The organism is Paracoccus thiocyanatus (assembly GCF_900156255.1).
GTDB classification, from domain to species: Bacteria; Pseudomonadota; Alphaproteobacteria; order Rhodobacterales; family Rhodobacteraceae; genus Paracoccus; species Paracoccus thiocyanatus.
Window position 1 is genome coordinate 12,261 of the sequence record NZ_FTMK01000015.1, and the last position, 16,942, is coordinate 29,202.

Genomic DNA, 16,942 nt, shown 5'->3' on the forward strand with positions numbered 1-16,942 from the left:
GGACAGTGCGACGATCCGGGCAGCGAGAACGCATGTCGCGACAGGGAGCAAGACCATGACACGACCCCTTATTCTCGGCGCCGCCACCCTGCCCTTTCTGGCACTGGCCGGAACCGCCTGGGCGGAATGCGGCAGCCTGACGATCGCCAGCATGAACTGGCAAAGCGCCGAGGTGCTGGCCAGCCTGGACCAGTTCATCCTGAACGAAGGCTATGGCTGCGACGCCGAAATCGTCATCGCCGATACCGTCCCGGCCATCACCTCGCTGGTCGAAAAGGGCAAGCCCGAAGTGGTGCCCGAGGGCTGGGTCGGACTGATGCCGGAACTGTTCGAAACCGGCCTTGCCGAGGGCAAGATCGTCGCGGTCGGCAAGGCGCTGTCGGATGGCGGCGTCCAGGGCTGGTTCATCCCCAAATATATCCAGGATGAACATCCCGAAATCAGAACCGCCGCAGATGTCCTTGCCCATCCCGAACTCTTCCCCGCACCGGAAGAGCCGGGCAAGGGCGCCATCTATACCGGGCCTGCGGGCTGGGGCGGCAATATCGTCACGACACAGCTTGCCAAGGGCTTCGGCGCCGAGGACAAGGGGTTCGTGCTTGTCGATCCCGGCTCGGCGGCGGGCCATGACGGCGCAATCGCGCGGGCTTACGAGCGCAAGCAGGGCTGGGTCGGCTATTACTGGGCGCCCACGGCCCTGCTGGGCAAATACGAGATGGTGCAGATCGACTTCGGCGTTCCCCTGGACATGGAGGAATGGAAGCGCTGCACCTCGGTCGCTGATTGTCCCGACCCGAAACCCAACGCCTGGCCGGTGGACGAGGTCCTGACGCTGGCGGCCAAGGAGTTTTCGGAAACCACCGACCCAGCGGTCATGGAATACCTGTCGAAACGCAGTTGGAGCAACGAGACGGTGAACGCGCTGATGGCCTGGATGACCGACAACCAGGCCACCGGCGAGGCGGGGGCCCAGGAATTTCTGCGCAATAACCAAGAAACCTGGACGCAATGGGTAAGCCCCGATGCGGCCGAAAAGATCAAGGCCGCGCTCTAGGCAAAAGAAAGTGCGCGGTGTCCAAGCCGCGCCTCCCTTCCCAGCAACAGGCGGACGACTTCCTCATGACATGGCTGACCTCATTCCCCCAATTAAAGAACGCATGGCTGCGTGACTTGCAGCGGATCATCGACGATGCCTTCCGCAGCTTTACCCGCAGCTACGGCGACCTGATCGAGGGCCTGTTCAGCCCGCTTCAAACCCTGCTGATCTGGTTCGAGCGGCTGCTTTTGGGCACGCCCTGGCCGATCATCCTGCTGGTGGTCGCGGGGCTGGCCTGGGGCGCCAGCCGCAACCTGCGCGTGGTCATCGGCTCGGTGGTGACGCTGGTGCTGATCGGGCTGTTCGGCATGTGGGACGATACCATGAAGACCATCTCGATGGTGCTGGCCGCGACGCTCTTGTCCATCGCCGTCGGGCTGCCGCTCGGCATCCTGATGGCGCGCTCGCAGCGGGTGCAGCGGATCATCAGCCCGATCCTGGACATCATGCAGACCATGCCCAGCTTTGTCTACCTGATCCCGGTGGTCATGCTTTTGGGCATCGGCCGGGTGCCGGGGCTGATCGCGGTGGTGATCTATGCCATTCCGCCGATGATCCGGCTGACAAACCTGGGCATCCGCCAGGTCGATCCCGAAGTGCTGGAGGCGACCGACGCCTTCGGTTCATCAGCCTGGCAGAAACTGACCAAGGCGCAACTGCCGCTGGCATTGCCCACCATCATGGCCGGCATCAACCAGACCATCATGATGGCGCTGGCCATGGTGGTGATCGCCTCGATGATCGGGGTGCAGGGGCTGGGCCAGCCGGTGCTGCGCGCCATCAACAACCAGTATTTCACCATGGGCCTGTTCAACGGCTTCGCCATCGTCGGCATCGCCATCCTGTTCGACCGCATCAGCCAGGCCTGGGGCAAGCGGCTGCAAAAACATCACGAGGCCCGCCATGACTGATCCCATCGGCATCGAGATCCGCAACCTTTACAAGATCTTCGGCGCCAATCCCGAGGCGCATGTCGAAGCCGTCCGCGCCGGCATGACCAAGGCCGAACTCCAGGCCCGCCATCACCATGTGCTGGGTCTCAGCGACATCAACATCTCCATCGCGCCGGGCTGCATCCAGGTCATCATGGGGCTGTCGGGCTCGGGCAAATCGACCTTGATCCGCCATATCAACCGCCTGATCGAACCCACGGCCGGCGAGATCCTTATCGAGGATCGCAACGTCGTCGAGATGGCCCCCGAGGAATTGCGCGAGTTCCGCCGCCACAAGACCGCGATGGTATTCCAGAAATTCGGCCTGCTGCCGCATCGCACCGTGCTGGACAACGCCGCCTATGGGCTGGAGGTCCAGGGCATGGCCGAGGCCGAGCGCAACCGCATCGCCATGCGCTGGATCGAGCGCGTCGGGCTGAACGGGTTCGAGAAAAGCTATCCCAGCCAGCTTTCCGGCGGCATGCAGCAGCGGGTCGGGCTGGCGCGGGCGCTGGTCAACGACGCGCCGATCCTGCTTATGGACGAGGCCTATTCGGCGCTGGACCCGCTGATCCGCTATGACATGCAGACCGTGCTGCTGGATTTGCAGCAAGAGGTGCGCAAGACCATCGTCTTCATCACCCACGACCTGGACGAGGCGCTGCGCATCGGCGACCGCATCGCGCTGTTGCGCGACGGCTCGGTGATCCAGCAGGGCACGGCGCAGGACATCGTGCTGCGCCCGGCCGACGACTATGTGGCGAACTTCGTCCAGCATGTCGACCGCGGCAAGGTGCTGAAGGTCGGCGCGGTCATGCAGGCCCAGCACGGGTTCGACGCCCTGCCCGAAGCCGCGATCGCCGCCGGGGCCAGCATCGCCGAGGCGCTGCAACAGATGGCCGCCAGCCGCCTCCAGGCGCTGCGGGTCCAGGATGCCGAGGGCCGCGCCATCGGGGTTATCCCCTTCCAGGCCGCAATCAACGCCTATACGGGCAACGCCTATACGGGCAACGCCCATACGGAAAGCGCGGGGACGGTCGCGTGAAGGTCGGGATCATCGGCGCAACGGGCTGGCTTGGATCGGCGCTTGGCAAGGGGCTGCTGGCCGGCGGCATCGTCGCGCCGCGCGATCTGGTGCTGCTCAATCGCAGCGGGCCGCGGGCAGATTATCACGGCCATGCCGATCTGGCCTGGGCGCGGGACGTGGCGGATCTGGTGGCGCAAAGCGACGTGATCGTGGTCTCGGTGCGGCCCGAGGACTGGCCGGGGCTGGCGCTGCGGGCCGATGGGCGGCTGGTCGTCTCGTTCCTGGCCGGGATCGGGGCAGAGGAATTGGCGCGCTGCGGCGGGCGGATCGTGCGGGCGATGCCGAATGCCGCGGCCGAGATCGGCGCCTCTTATTCGCCCTTCTGGGCCGGGCCGGACGTAAGCGACGCCGACCGCGAAACGGTGCGGCGGCTGCTTGCGGCCATCGGCACCACCGACGAGCTGGCGCGCGAGGCCGAAATCGACCTGATGACCGCCCTGCCCGGCTCGGGCGCCGCCTATCCGGCGCTGATGGCGGTGGCAATGGCCGGGTTCATGCGGGCGCAGGGCGTCTCGGACGCCATCGCCTGGCGCGCGGCCGAGGCGGTGGTGGTCGGCGGCGCACGGCTGCTGGCGGGCCGCATAACCCAGGCCCCCGCCCTGCTTGCCGCCTATCGCGACTATCGCGGCACCACCGCCGCCGGCATCGAGGCGGCCGAGGCGGCGGGTTTCGACCATGCGATCCAGGCGGCCCTTGCCGCGGCGGCCGACAAGGCGCGGCGCATGGCGCGGGACGCAGGGGGCGCGGCATGACCCGCCCGCCCCTCTCTGCCCTTGATGGCACCGATTATGACGCCGTCGTCATCGGCGCCGGCGCGGTCGGCTGCGCCAGCGCGCGCCAGCTTGCCGGGCGCGGCTTTCGCACCCTGCTGGTGGATCGCGGCGATATCGGCGCCGGCACCTCGTCGCGTTCCAGCCGCATGCTCTATTCCGGGCTCGGCTATCTGGCCGCCCGCTATCCCTTGTGGCAGATGCCCTTTCGGCCCGCCGACATGTTCCAGCGGCTGCTCTACACCCGCGAGGTGATGCGCTGCCGGGCCGAACTGGTGCGCGACATGCCGGGCCATCTGACGAAGCACCGCTTCCATTACCCGTTCCGCAAGGGCGACCGCTATCCGCCCTGGCTGGTGGACCTGGGCTTTCGCCTGGTCGAGGCGCTGGACGGCTGGCGGGTGCCGCTGGCCTATCGCCGGCTCTCGCCTGCGAAAGCCGCCGGCGAAAGCGCCATGGCGGCAGCATTGGGCGGACCCCTGCGCGGCGTCGGGGTGTTTCAGGAATACATGTATGCCTGGCCCGAGCGCATCTGCGTCGATACCGCGCTGGATGCCGAGCGGCGCGGCGCCACCATCCGTACCTATGCCGAAGCGACCGCCATCGCGCGCGAGGGCGAGGATTGGCTGGTCACGCTGGACGAACGCGCGCCCGAGATGCAGGGCCGGGCGCAGGTCCGCGCCCGCATGGTGGTGAACGCCGCAGGCCCCTGGATCGACCGGGTGCCGGGCGGCGGCTGGGGCAAGCGGCGGGTGATCGGCATCAAGGGCGTCAACGTCATGGTCCGCCTGCCCCCGGCGTTCCGCGGCCAGGGGCTGGAAGCCTTTTCCCGCAAGGGCGAGCCCTATTACGTCTTTCCCTGGCGCGATTTCCATTTCATCGGCCCGACCGAGACCGAGGTCAGCGCCGATCCCGACGACATCCGCGTCGAGGAGGCCGAGATCGACTATATCCTGGCCGAGGCGAACCACCTGTTCCCCGCCCTGCGCCTGACCCGCGCCGATGTGCTGCATTGCTGGTGCGGGGTGCGGCCGACCTCGACCCGCGACGGCCGCCAGACCAGCCTGCCGGTCGAGGTGGCCGAGGATCCCGCGATGCCCGGCCTGCTGGCCGTCACCGGCTCGACCATCATGCTGCACCGCCACGCGGCGCGAAAGGTGGCGCGGGCGGTCGAAAGCCGCCTGGGACGGCGTGGCCCGGCGCCGGCGGGGATCATCGCGCCGCCCGACGGCCTGGGCACCGGCCAGAGGGTGGCCGCCGAACATGTGGTGCGGCTTGCCGACCTGATCCGCCGGCGGCTGCCCGACGGGCTGGAGCCCGACCTGGGCCGCGGCCGTGCCGAAGAATTGTCGCGCATCGCCGCCGCCAGCCTGGGCTGGTCCGAGGCGCGCCGGCAGGACGAGTTGCGCCATTTCGAGGAAGACACCGCGCGGGTCTACGTCAACCCTGACGCCTAGCCCACCGCCAGCCAATCCGCGAACAGCCGGGCTTTGGCCGAGGCGCGGGGATGGATCGTCAGGTGGAAGCCGGCCGGAGAAGGGATGCTTTCCGGCACCAGCCGGACCAGCCGGCCCTGGTCCAGCAGGTTTCCAAGCAGCCCGTCCCAGCCCAGCACGGCGCCGACATCGTCCTCGGCCGCTTGCAGGGCGATCATATAGTTGTTCACATGCAGGCTGCGCCCCCTTGGCGCCGCAAGGCCCGATGCGGCGAACCATTCCGTCCAGCCGGTCCAGTCGTTGTCCTCGCTGCGCATATGGATCAAGGGGGCAGACATCAGGTCGGCGGCGCTGCGAATGCCGTGGTCCTGGCGAAAGCGCTCGGTTCCCAGGGCCAGGATCCGGTCGTGGAACAGCGGGCGCCATTCCTCGCCATCGTCCTGGGGGATGGCATAGCGGATGCTCAGGTCGTGGCGGCCGGCCGGGCCCGGCACATCGCTGATGATCTGCGAGACAGTGACGCCCGGATGGTCCTTCCAGAACGCGCCGATCTTGGGGGTCAGCCACAGCGCACTGACCGCGGTCGAGGCGCGGATGGTGACATCGACCGCCTCGGGGCTTTCGCGCAATTGCGTGACGCAATCCGAGATGGTCTCGAAGCCGCGTTGCAGGGCGACCAGCAGGAAGGCGCCCTTTTCGGTCAGTTCCACCCCGCGATGGCGGCGGATGAACAGCGCGCAGCCCAGGTCCTGTTCCAGCGCCTTGATCTGGTGGCTGATCGCGGCGGGGGTGACGTTAGCCTCCTTTGCGGCTGCCTTGAAGCTCAGCTTGCGGGCCGCGGCTTCGAAACACATCAGGGCGGTGATCGAGGCAAGGTCGTAGGGTCTGCGCAACCAATTCGCTCCGCCGCGTTTCAGATTACCTCAGATAATCTAAGGTGAATTTTTATGCCGTTGTCAAGCTGCTGCATGCGCCTGATTGTCGCAGTCAGGATTCACCCTTATCCCATGGAAGCCGACATGTCCGCCACCAACACGAATCTGCCCGACCTGCTTGCCCGCCGGATTCCCGGACACGCGCTGGAGCAGCCCTTCTACACCTCGCCCGAAATCTTCCAGCAGGACCTGGAACACATCTTCTACAGGGAATGGCTCTTCGCCATCCCGGCCTGCCAACTGGTCAAGGCCGGCAGCTACGCGACGCTGCGGGTCGGCGCCTATAACATCGTCATCGTCAAGGGCCGCGACGGCGAGATCCGCGCCTTTCACAATTCCTGCCGGCATCGCGGCTCGATCGTCTGCAAGCAGCGCGAAGGCCAGGTGGCCAAGCTGGTCTGCCCCTATCACCAATGGACCTACGACCTGGACGGTAAGCTGATCTGGGCCAACAGCATGGGCCCGGACTTCGACCCGACGCAGCACGGGCTGCGCGGCGTGGCGCTGCGCGACCTGAACGGGCTGGTCTATATCTGCCTGTCCGACAACCCGCCGGATTTCGAAGCCTTCGCCCGCCAGGCCCGGCCCTATCTGGCCGTCCACGACCTGTCCCAGGCCAAGGTCGCCCATACGTCCACCACGATCGAGAAGGCCAACTGGAAGCTGGTCTGGGAAAACAACCGCGAATGCTATCATTGCAGCGCCAACCACCCGGCGCTGTGCCGGTCCTTCCCGCTGGACCCGGAAGTGGCGGGGGTGTCGCCCGACGGCTCGATCTCGGCGCGGTTGCAGGCGCATTTCGACGCCTGCGACGCGGCGGGGGCGCCGGCGCAGTTCCTGCTGAGCGAGGACGGCCAATACCGGCTGGCGCGGATGCCGCTTCAGGAAACCGCCATCAGCTTCACGATGGACGGCAAGCCGGCGGTCGCGAAACCGTTGGGCTGCGTCGCCAAATCGGACGCAGGCTCGCTGCTGGTCTTCCACTATCCCTCGACCTGGAACCATTTCCTGCCCGACCATTCGCTGACCTTCCGCATCACCCCGATCAGCCCGACCGAGACCGAGTTGACGACAACCTGGCTGGTCCACAAGGACGCGGTCGAGGGGGTGGATTACGACCTGCAACGCCTGACCGAGGTGTGGCTTGCCACCAATGACGAGGACCGCGAGATCGTCGAGACCAACCAGGAAGGCATCCTGTCCCCCGCCTATATCCCCGGCCCCTATTCGCCGGACTGGGAAAGCGGCGTCATCCAGTTCATCGACTGGTATGCCGAATGGATGGAGCGCAGCCTTGCCCCCAGCCGCCTGGCGGCCGAGTGACGATGGCCGCGCTGCCCAAGCCGGCCCTGGCCTTCTGGACCGATGCCGAGGAACTGGAATGCGCCTCTTATCTGCAAGAGGCGCCCAATGTCATGACCTTCTGCTTTCGCAGCCCGTCCGGCGCGCTGTTCAGCCATGAGCCGGGGCAGTTCCTGACGCTGGAGCTGCCCTTGCCGGGCGGGGTGCTGCACCGCACCTATACCATCTCGTCCTCGCCCTCGCGGCCGACCTCGCTGACGGTGACGGTCAAGGCGCAAAAGGACTCGGTCGGCACCCGCTGGATGTTCGACCACCTGCGGCCGGGGATGCGGATCAAGGCGCGCGGCCCGGCCGGCAAGTTCTCGATGATGCAGGATCCGGCCGAGAAATACCTGTTCATCTCGGCCGGGTCGGGCATCACGCCGATGATGTCGATGACGACCTTTCTGTACGATTCCGGGCGCGACCCCGACATCGTCTTCGTCAACTGCGCGCGGCGCCCGTCCGAGATCATCTTTCGCGAGGGGCTGGAATACATGGCCACCCGCACCCCCGGCATCCATCTGAAATGGATCGTCGAGGAACCCGACCCCTACCGCCCCTGGACCGGCTTTCGCGGCATCTTCAACCAGCTGATGCTGGGCCTGATCGCGCCCGACTACCTGGAGCGCGACGTCTATTGCTGCGGCCCCGAGCCCTTCATGCAGGCGGTGCGCGACATCCTGCACGGGCTGGGCTACGACATGGCCCGCTATCACCAGGAAAGCTTCGGCGGCCCGCCAGCCGAGGCCGAGACGGTCCCCGAGGACGTGGTGCCGCAGGAAGGCGCGCTGGCCGAGGTTCGCTTTGCCGCATCCGGCAGGGCCGCGCGGGCGGCCGAGACCGAGACCATCCTGGCCACGGCGCGGGCCGCCGGCATCCCCATCCCCTCGGGCTGCGGCATGGGCATCTGCGGCACTTGCCAGGTGCTCAAGCTCTCGGGCCAGGTGCACATGGTCCATAATGGCGGCATCACCGACGAGGATGTCGAGGCGGGCTATATCCTGGCCTGCTGCTCGCGGCCCATCGGCGACGTTACCATCGACCTGTGAAGCCATTTGCCGATCACAAGACAGGGACAGGCCATGAAGATTTCCGAAATCCACATCCATGCCCATGAGTTGCCGGTCAAGGACGGCCCCTATACCATCGCCAGTTCGACCGTCTGGTCGCTGCAAAGCACGCTGGTCAAGATCGTCGCCGACAACGGGCTGGTGGGCTGGGGCGAGACCTGCCCGGTCGGCCCGACCTATGCGCCCAGCCACGCCGCCGGCGCCCGCGCCGCGCTGGCCGAGATGGCGCCGGGCCTGATCGGCGCCAGCCCGCTGCAACCGCTGGTCCTGCGGCGCCGGATGGACGGGCTGCTTTGCGGGCACAGCTACGCCAAGGCGGCCATCGACATCGCCGCCCATGACCTGATGGGCAAGCATTACGGCGTCCGCGTGGCGGACCTGCTGGGCGGCGTCGCGGCCGAGCGCGTGCCCTCTTATTACGCGACCGGCATCGGCGAGCCCGACGAGATCGCCCGCATCGCCGCCGAGAAGGTCGCCGAGGGCTTCCCGCGCCTGCAGATCAAGATCGGCGCGCGCCCGGTCGAGATCGACATCGAGACCGTGCGCAAGGTCTGGGAACGCATCCGCGGCACCGGCACGCGGCTGGCCGTGGACGGCAACCGCAGCCTGCCCGCGCGCGACGTGCTGCGGCTTAGCCGCGAATGCCCCCAGGTCCCCTTCGTGCTGGAACAGCCCTGCAACACGTTGGAGGAAATCGTCGCGATCCGAAGCCGCGTGCAGCACGGTATCTATCTGGACGAAAGCGGCGAGGATCTGTCCACCGTGATCCGCGCCGCCGGCCAGGGGCTTTGCGACGGGTTCGGCATGAAGGTGACGCGCATCGGCGGCTTGCAGCCCATGGCGGCGTTTCGCGACATCTGCGAGGCGCGCGCCCTGCCCCATACCTGCGACGACGCCTGGGGCGGCGACATCATCGCCGCCGCCTGCACCCATATCGGCGCCACCGTCCAGCCGCGGCTGAACGAGGGGGTCTGGGTGGCCCAGCCCTATATCGCGCAGCCCTATGACGCGAAGAACGGCATCCGCATCGCCGGCGGCCATATCGCCCTGCCGGAAGGTCCCGGCCTTGGCGTCGTCCCCGAGGAAAGCCCGTTCGGTCCGGCGGTTGCATCGTTTTCCTGAAGTGGTTTCTCTTGAGCAATCCCCAAGGGATGTTGCCGCCTGACCGGGCAGATCGGTGAAAAGAGGCCGGCCAAGGATCATGGCCGGCCTACACCCTGGCCGATACCGGCCCCTTGGCAAATGTCAGCCGGACGAAGCCAGCAGCGCCGCGTTGCCCCCTGCCGCGGTGGTGTCCACGCACAGGTGGCGCTCATGCGCGACATGGGCCAGGTCGGGCATGGCTGTCAGCAGCGGCACGATCTCGCCATCGCGTTCGGCCAGGGCCTGGGCATAGGCGCGGCCTTGCGCCTGATCGCCCCACCACAGCACCGCCGACAGATGCGGCAACTGGGCCAGCACCTGGGGCGGCAGGTCGCCGTCGGCGCCGACGGCATGGCCGCCCAACGCCTCGACCGCCGCCACCTGCGCCGCCTGGGCCTTGGGACCCGGACCCAGGCACAGGGCCGGGGCGCGGCTATGCGCGGTCAGCCGGTTCAATTCGCCCGTGGGGCCGGGCATCAGCCGCTCGTCGATCTTGCGCGAGGGCGCATTGGCCAGCGCCCCGCGCACCCTGGCCTCGTCTGCCTGCCCCTGCCAATCGCCGGCCGTGGCCGCAGGCGCGGCGGGCGTCAGGAAGCGCGGCACGTAGCGCGGCCCGCCGGCCTTGGGCCCGGTGCCCGACAGCCCCTCGCCGCCAAAGGGTTGGCTGCCCACCACCGCGCCGATCTGGTTGCGGTTGACGTAGATATTGCCGACATGGATGGCGTCCGAGACCTCTTGCACGCGCGCATCGATGCGGGTGTGCAGCCCGAAGGTCAGGCCGAAGCCGCGGGCGTTGATGTCGGCGATCACCTGGCCAAGCTGGTCGCCCCTGAAGGTCGCGACATGCAGGACCGGGCCGAAGATCTCGCGTTCGAGGTCATTGATGCCCGAGACCTTCAGCATGGTGGGCGGGATGAAATAGCCGCCCGCGGGGGTGGCCAGCCTGTGCAGCACGCGATTTGCATGTCCGGCGATGTAATCGGCGATTTCCTTTTGCGCGCCGGGGTCGATCACCGGGCCGACATCGGTGGCAAGGCTCCACGGGTCGCCCAGGCGCAATTCGTCCATGGCGCCCTGGATCATCTGGATCAGATGCGGGGCGATATCTTCTTGCACATAAAGGCAGCGCAGCGCCGAACAGCGCTGGCCCGCCGAGCGGAAGGCCGAGTTGACGATATCGCGCACCGCCTGTTCCGGCAGCGCGGTCGAATCGACGATCATCGCGTTCAGCCCGCCGGTTTCCGCGATCAGCGGCGTGCCGGGCGCCAGGTTCGCGGCCATGTTGCGGGCGATGGTCTGCGCGGTCCCGGTCGAGCCGGTAAAGACCAGCCCGGCGACCCGCGCGTCCGAAGTCAGCGCCGTGCCGATCACGCTGCCGCGGCCGGGCAGCAATTGCAGCGCGGCTTTCGGCACCCCCGCCTGATGCATCAGGCCCACGGCATAGGCGGCGATGACCGGCGTCGGCTCGGCCGGCTTGGCGATCACCGCATTGCCGGCCATCAGCGCTGCCGCGATCTGGCCGGTAAAGATCGCCAGCGGAAAGTTCCACGGGCTGATCGCGCCGATGATGCCGCGCGATGTGCCGGCATCGGCCTCGCCCTCGGCGGCGTAATAGCGCAGGAAGTCCACCGCCTCGCGCAGTTCCGCCACCGCGTCGGGCAGCGCCTTGCCTGCCTCGCGCGCCAGGATGCCGAAGATCGGGCCGAAATGCTCTTCGTAAAGATCGGCGGCGCGGTGCAGCACCGCGGCACGCTCGGCCGCCGGCGCGTCCCAGATGCGCGCATCGTCGATGGCGCGGACGGCGGTCTGGGCATCGACCATCATCACCTGGGCGATCTTTTCGCCCGTCGTCGGGTTGACCACATCCTGCATCTTGCCAGTGGGTTCCGAGACGGTCAGCGGCATCGCATCAGGGATCGCCACGTCGCGGGCGGCATAGATGCGCGCCAAAGTCTTCTCGTCCGTCAGATCAAACCCGGTCGAGTTCCGACGCGAGGCGCCGAACAGCGCGTCCGGCGCCACCAGCGCGCGCGGCGCACGCGCGTCCGCCAGCGCCACGAAGGGGTCGCGGGCGATTTCCTCGGGCGGGACGGATTCGTCCACGATCTGATGCACGAAGCTGCTGTTGGCACCGTTCTCCAGCAGCCGGCGCACCAGATAGGCCAGCAGGTCGCGATGCGCGCCCACGGGCGCATAGATGCGGCAGCGGCCTTTCGTCTCGCGCAGCACGATGTCGTGCAGCCGCTCGCCCATGCCGTGCAGCCGCTGGAATTCGAAGCGGGTGTCGCCCGCCATTTCCAGGATCGCCGCAACCGTATGGGCGTTGTGGGTGGCGAATTGCGGATAGATGCGGTCGCTGTGGCCGATCAGCTTGCGGGCATGGGCGATATAGCTGACGTCGGTCGCGACCTTGCTGGTGAACAGCGCAAAGCCCGGCAGGCCCTCGACCTGGGCATGCTTGATCTCGCTGTCCCAATAGGCGCCCTTGACCAGCCGCACCATGATCCGGCGATCAAGCCGGGCCGCGGTCTGGTAAAGCCAGTCGATCACCTGCCCGGCGCGCTTGCCGTAAGCCTGCACCACGACGCCGAACCCGTCCCAGCCGGCCAGCGAGGGATCGGCCAGCACCGCCTCGATCACACCCATCGACAGGACCAGCCGGTCCTGTTCCTCGGCGTCGATGTTCATGCCCATGCCGGCGGCCTTGGCGGCTTGCGCCAGCCGCAGCACCACCGGCACCAGTTCGGCCATGACCCGGTCCTGCTGCGCCACCTCGTAACGCGGATGCAGCGCCGAGAGCTTGATCGAGATGCCGGGATTGTCCTCGACCGAGCCCTTGGTGCAAGCCTTGGCGATCGCGGCGATGGCATCGGCATAGGCGTGCTCGTAGCGGGCGGCGTCCGCCCCGGTCATCGCCGCCTCGCCCAGCATGTCGTAGCTGTAGGTAAAGCCCTGCGCCTCGCGTTTGGCGGCGCGGTCCAGCGCGCCTTCGATGGTCTGGCCCAGCACGAATTGCCGGCCCATTTCCTTCATGGCGCGGGTGACGGCGGTGCGGATCACCGGCTCGCCCAGCCGACGCACCAGCCGGCGCAGCGTTCCGGCCTGGTCGTCGTCCAGCACCTTGCCGGTCAGCATCAAGGCCCAGGTCGAGGCGTTGACCAGCGACGAGGACGCCGCGCCCAGATGCCTGCCCCAGTCCGAGGGCGCGATCTTGTCCTCGATCAGCGCGTCGATGGTCTGGCGGTCGGGGACGCGCAGCATCGCCTCGGCCAGGCACATCAGCGCCACGCCCTCGCGCGTGGACAGCCCGTATTCGGCCAGGAAATGTTCCATCATCGAGGGGCTTGCCTCGGCGCGGATGCGGCGCACCAGGCCCGCCGCGCGGGCGGTGATGGCGGCGCGGGCACCGGCATCCAGCCCGGCCTGCACCACCAGCCCTTGCAGCAGCTCCGCCTCGTCGGCGAATTTCGCCTGGGTGGAAAACACGTCCGAAAACGGCGCGGGGTTGACATGGGTCATGCCGATCTCCTTATTCGATGGGACAAGGCTATCAGATGCCGGATAGGCGGTGCGGCTGAAGATGGTCCACTCCATAGGCATACAGAACAAATTCGAGGCGTTTTTTAGAATGGACCCAAACCTGGATGCGCAGGATCGCAAGATCTTGGCGGAACTGACCCAGAACGCGCGCATCCCCATCGCCGAGCTGGCGCGGCGGGTTGGCCTGTCCAAGACGCCCGTGGCCCTGCGGATCAAGCATCTGGAAGACATCGGCCTGATCACCGGCTATCGCGCCATCCTGTCGCCCCTGAAGCTGGGCCTGACCCATGTGACCTATGTCGAGGTCAGCATGAGCGACACCCGCGAACAGGCGCTGCAACAGTTCAACGCCGCTGTCCGCGCCATTCCTGAGGTCGAGGAATGCTACATGATCGCCGGCGGCTGCGACTATCTGATGAAGGTGCGCTCGCGCGACATGGCCGATTTCCGGCGCATCCTGGCCGAGAAGATCTCGGTCCTGCCCCATGTCAGCAACACCTCCAGCCATGTCTCGATGGAGGCCGTGGTCGAGCAGAATTTCACGCTGGGCTAGCCACCCCGTCCGGGGACGGGGCGATCGGCCAGCCATTGACTGCCTGGCCTTGGGTCAGGCCGGCTTTGCCATCACGCGCGCGATGTAGGACGCGATCATCAGGTCCAGATGCGCGCCGCCGCCGTTCTTGAACACGGTGATCTCGTCCCCGGACCGCCGCCGCCGGGCGTCGGGGCGCACCAGGTCGTAAAGATCGCCCAGCACGCTTTTGGCCGTGATCGCCCCCGAGGCGATGGGCAGCACAAGCTCGCCGATATGGCCCAGCGTGGTTTCGCGGCTGTCCACGAACAGCGCGGCCCTGGCCATCAGCGCATCGTCGGCCTCGCGCATGTCGGCCTTGAAGGCGCCGATCAGGTCCACATGGGTGCCGGGCCGGACCCAATCCCCCAGGATCACCGGCTGGCGCGCCATGGTGGCCGAAGAAACGATATCGGCCTGCCCGACCGCGGCGCGCAGGTCCTCGACCGCCGCCAGTTCGGCGTTGATGCCGCCAAGTCCCGCGACCAGCGCCTGCGCCTGTTCCGGCCGGCGCGCCCAGACCGAGACCCGCCTGATCCCCGGCAGCACGGCTGTATAGGCCCTGACCAGGCTGGCCGCGACCGTGCCCGCGCCGACCACCAGCAGGTGCCGGCTATCGGGCCGTGCAAGCAGGCTGGCGCCCAGCACGGAATCGGCGGCGGTCTTGAACTCGGTGACCAGCGGGCTGTCGACGATGGCTTGCAGCCCGCCGGTTTCGCCGTCGAAAACCAGCATCGCGCCCTGGACCGTGGGCAGCCCCCGCGCGGCATTGCCGTCAAAGACGGTGAAGGTCTTGGCGCCGTAGCCCAGCCCCTCGATCCAGGCCGAGCGGCTCATCATCGTGCCGGTGGGCGGGCCAAGGAACACGTCGGCGATCTGCGCGCGGGGCAGCGCATGGCCCTGGCGCAGCGCCTCGACGGCATCGGCCCAGTTCAGCCGGCCGATGGCAGCGTCATAGGACAGGAATTGCGGCGCAGGGCTTGTGGCGGTCATGGAACGAAGCCTCCTTAAACATCCATCGGCCAGGTGTCCGACAGGCGATAGCCACCCTGGAACGGGTCGGACGGGTCGACCATCAACTGTTTCGTCCCGATAATCCAGCCCCGGCCGGAAATGATCGGGCTGATCGCCGGCTTGCCGTTCAGATCGACCTGATCGGCAATCGCGCAATGAAACTCGGTGTCCAGGATCGAGCGGCCGGTGAAGCGGTCCCCGACCTTCATCTGCCCGCGCGCATGCAGCACCGCCATCCGCGCCGAGCAGCCCGTCCCGGTCGGAGAGCGGTCGATCTTGCCCGGACGGATCGCCACGGCATTCTTGCCATAAAGCACACCGTCCGCCTTGGTCAGCGGGTCGGTGAACTGGCAGAACGAGATGTGGTTCCAATCGTTCGCCGGGTGGCGGAAACCAAGCTGTTCATTGGCGGCGCGCGTGATCCGCACCCCCCACTCGGCCAGGTCGCGGGCTTGATCGGGGGCGATGCGCATCCCGACCGAGGCCGCATCGACCAGCACGAAACTGTCGCCGCCATAGGCGGTGTCGACGGTGATCGTGCCCAAGCCGTCGACCTCGATCCGCGCATCCAGCCGGTCGGCGAAAGAGGGCACGTTGCGGACCCGGATGCGCTCGGCCTTGCCGCCCCTGCATTCGGCCTCGACCTGGATCAGCCCGCCCGGTGCTTCCAGCACCATGCTGGTGATCGGCTCTTGCATGGGAACGATGCCGGTATCCAGCAGCACCGTCGCCACGCAGATCGCGTTCGAGCCGGACATGGGCGGCGTGTCGGCCGGCTCCATGATGATCCAGCCCATGCGGGCGCGCGGATCCTTGGGCGGCACCAGCAGGTTGACATGGCGGAACACGCCGCCGCGCGGCTCGTTCAGCACGAAGTTCCGCAGGGTCTCATCCTGGGCGATCCAGCGCGACTGGTCCCAGACCGTCTCGCCCGGCGGCGGAGCGACGCCGCCGACGATGACATCGCCGACCTCGCCTTCGGCATGGCAGGACACGACATGCACGACCCTGGATGTGCGCATTTTCCCTCGCTCGGCGGTGAGTGATTATATTTCGTATACGATATCAGGGCGAATTTGCCCGGCCCGTCCGATCCTGTCAAGCGGCATCGCCGTGGGCCAGACCGCAAGCCGCTGTCTCTTGCGGCGATATATCGGCTACCATATCTTCGGCGTTGCGACGGCCCTGTTCGCCAGCTTGGGGAAAGCGGATGCCATTGAAGGAAGTAGAGGTTCCCAATCTGGGGAAAGCCCCCACCGCCTCGGACATCATCCTGAAATTCATCCGCGATTCCATCGCCGACGGGTCGCTGGACGAGGGCGAGCCGATTCGCCAGGACGATGTCGCGCGCATGTTCAATGTCAGCAAGATCCCGGTCCGCGAGGCGCTGAAGCGGCTGGAGGCCGAGGGGCTGGTCGCGTTCCAGCGCAACAAGGGCGCCGTCGTCACCACCCTGTCAGAGCCCGAGATCGCCCAGGTGTTCGAGACCCGCGCCATCCTGGAAGCGGCCGCCGTCAAGCTGTCGGTGCCGCATATGACGCCGGAAACCTTTGCCGAGGCCGAGGCTTTCTGCGACGGCTTCGCCAAGGAAACGGATGTGGCGCAATGGTCGGCGCTGAACTGGCAGTTCCACAGCCGCCTGTATCTGGATGCGCAAAGGCCGTTCCTGGTCGGCACGATCCGTTCGGTCAACGACCGGCTGGAACGATATTTGCGCATTCAGCTAAGCCTCTCGCACGGCCAGGGCACCGCGGATCGCGAGCATCGCCAGATCCTTGCCGCCTGCCGCGCGGGTGATGCGGATAAGGCGGGCAAGCTTGTCTACGACCATATCATGGGGGCCTGCGCATCGCTGCTGCATCACCTGCCGGCAAGCAAGGCGTAGGGACGCGCTGACCGGCGCGCTGCGAAAGCACCAAAGCGGGCAAGGATTGCTGTTCCCGCAGGATCGCTGCTGTCGTGTCTATATAGATTGCATTGCAAATCAAGTCAAATGGCCCCATA

The 16,942-nt window shown here is 67.2% G+C and carries 14 protein-coding genes; 10 read left to right on the top strand and 4 right to left on the bottom strand.

Annotated features, from left to right (window positions below):
* The first annotated feature begins 55 nt into the window (after positions 1-55).
* The 5 genes from F3H32_RS11670 (at position 56) to F3H32_RS11690 (ending at position 5,342) form a co-directional block, all read left to right on the top strand.
* Positions 56-1,054, top strand: coding sequence for an ABC transporter substrate-binding protein (locus F3H32_RS11670; RefSeq protein ID WP_149766018.1), 999 nt, complete (start codon positions 56-58; stop codon positions 1,052-1,054).
* Between the two features lie 65 nt (positions 1,055-1,119).
* A complete protein-coding gene (locus F3H32_RS11675; RefSeq protein WP_149766019.1) occupies positions 1,120-2,007 on the top strand; it encodes an ABC transporter permease in 888 nt (295 codons plus the stop codon).
* Positions 2,000-3,073: a quaternary amine ABC transporter ATP-binding protein gene (locus tag F3H32_RS11680; RefSeq protein WP_149766020.1), complete on the top strand. Its 1,074-nt coding sequence runs from the start codon at positions 2,000-2,002 to the stop codon at positions 3,071-3,073. Before F3H32_RS11675 ends, F3H32_RS11680 begins: the two co-directional genes overlap by 8 nt.
* On the top strand, positions 3,070-3,867 hold the full coding sequence (locus F3H32_RS11685) for a pyrroline-5-carboxylate reductase family protein (protein WP_149766021.1): 798 nt from the start codon (positions 3,070-3,072) through the stop codon (positions 3,865-3,867). The genes F3H32_RS11680 and F3H32_RS11685 overlap by 4 nt, the downstream gene beginning before the upstream one ends.
* Positions 3,864-5,342 carry an FAD-dependent oxidoreductase gene (locus F3H32_RS11690; RefSeq protein WP_149766022.1) on the top strand — a complete coding sequence of 493 codons (1,479 nt, stop codon included), beginning with the start codon at positions 3,864-3,866 and terminating at the stop codon, positions 5,340-5,342. Before F3H32_RS11685 ends, F3H32_RS11690 begins: the two co-directional genes overlap by 4 nt.
* On the opposite strand, the gene F3H32_RS11695 is transcribed toward F3H32_RS11690, so the two are convergent.
* Positions 5,339-6,214: a LysR substrate-binding domain-containing protein gene (locus F3H32_RS11695; RefSeq protein ID WP_149766023.1), complete on the bottom strand. Its 876-nt coding sequence runs from the start codon at positions 6,212-6,214 to the stop codon at positions 5,339-5,341. The genes F3H32_RS11690 and F3H32_RS11695 overlap by 4 nt on opposite strands.
* Positions 6,215-6,340: 126 nt before the next feature.
* Between F3H32_RS11695 and F3H32_RS11700 the strand changes: the two genes are divergently transcribed.
* The 3 genes from F3H32_RS11700 to hpbD are packed head-to-tail and all read left to right on the top strand — an operon-like array spanning position 6,341 to position 9,792.
* Positions 6,341-7,579 carry an aromatic ring-hydroxylating oxygenase subunit alpha gene (locus F3H32_RS11700; protein WP_149766024.1) on the top strand — a complete coding sequence of 413 codons (1,239 nt, stop codon included), beginning with the start codon at positions 6,341-6,343 and terminating at the stop codon, positions 7,577-7,579.
* A gap of 2 nt (positions 7,580-7,581) precedes the next feature.
* The gene (locus F3H32_RS11705; protein WP_149766077.1) at positions 7,582-8,649 is read left to right on the top strand and encodes a hybrid-cluster NAD(P)-dependent oxidoreductase; all 1,068 of its coding nucleotides are present in this window, start codon (positions 7,582-7,584) and stop codon (positions 8,647-8,649) included.
* 33 nt (positions 8,650-8,682) lie between these two features.
* On the top strand, positions 8,683-9,792 hold the full coding sequence (hpbD, locus tag F3H32_RS11710) for a 4-hydroxyproline betaine 2-epimerase (protein ID WP_149766025.1): 1,110 nt from the start codon (positions 8,683-8,685) through the stop codon (positions 9,790-9,792).
* Positions 9,793-9,915: 123 nt separating this feature from the next.
* On the opposite strand, the gene putA is transcribed toward hpbD, so the two are convergent.
* A complete protein-coding gene (putA, locus tag F3H32_RS11715) occupies positions 9,916-13,332 on the bottom strand; it encodes a bifunctional proline dehydrogenase/L-glutamate gamma-semialdehyde dehydrogenase PutA (RefSeq protein ID WP_149766026.1) in 3,417 nt (1,138 codons plus the stop codon).
* Between the two features lie 109 nt (positions 13,333-13,441).
* Between putA and F3H32_RS11720 the strand changes: the two genes are divergently transcribed.
* Positions 13,442-13,906 carry an Lrp/AsnC family transcriptional regulator gene (locus tag F3H32_RS11720; protein ID WP_149766027.1) on the top strand — a complete coding sequence of 155 codons (465 nt, stop codon included), beginning with the start codon at positions 13,442-13,444 and terminating at the stop codon, positions 13,904-13,906.
* Positions 13,907-13,960: 54 nt separating this feature from the next.
* On the opposite strand, the gene F3H32_RS11725 is transcribed toward F3H32_RS11720, so the two are convergent.
* Both F3H32_RS11725 and F3H32_RS11730 read right to left on the bottom strand, forming a co-directional pair.
* Positions 13,961-14,917, bottom strand: a complete 957-nt coding sequence (locus F3H32_RS11725) for an ornithine cyclodeaminase family protein (RefSeq protein ID WP_149766028.1) — start codon at positions 14,915-14,917, stop codon at positions 13,961-13,963.
* A gap of 14 nt (positions 14,918-14,931) precedes the next feature.
* Positions 14,932-15,960 carry a trans-3-hydroxy-L-proline dehydratase gene (locus F3H32_RS11730; RefSeq protein ID WP_149766029.1) on the bottom strand — a complete coding sequence of 343 codons (1,029 nt, stop codon included), beginning with the start codon at positions 15,958-15,960 and terminating at the stop codon, positions 14,932-14,934.
* Positions 15,961-16,148: 188 nt separating this feature from the next.
* Between F3H32_RS11730 and F3H32_RS11735 the strand changes: the two genes are divergently transcribed.
* On the top strand, positions 16,149-16,823 hold the full coding sequence (locus F3H32_RS11735) for a GntR family transcriptional regulator (protein WP_149766030.1): 675 nt from the start codon (positions 16,149-16,151) through the stop codon (positions 16,821-16,823).
* The last annotated feature ends 119 nt before the right edge of the window (positions 16,824-16,942 follow it).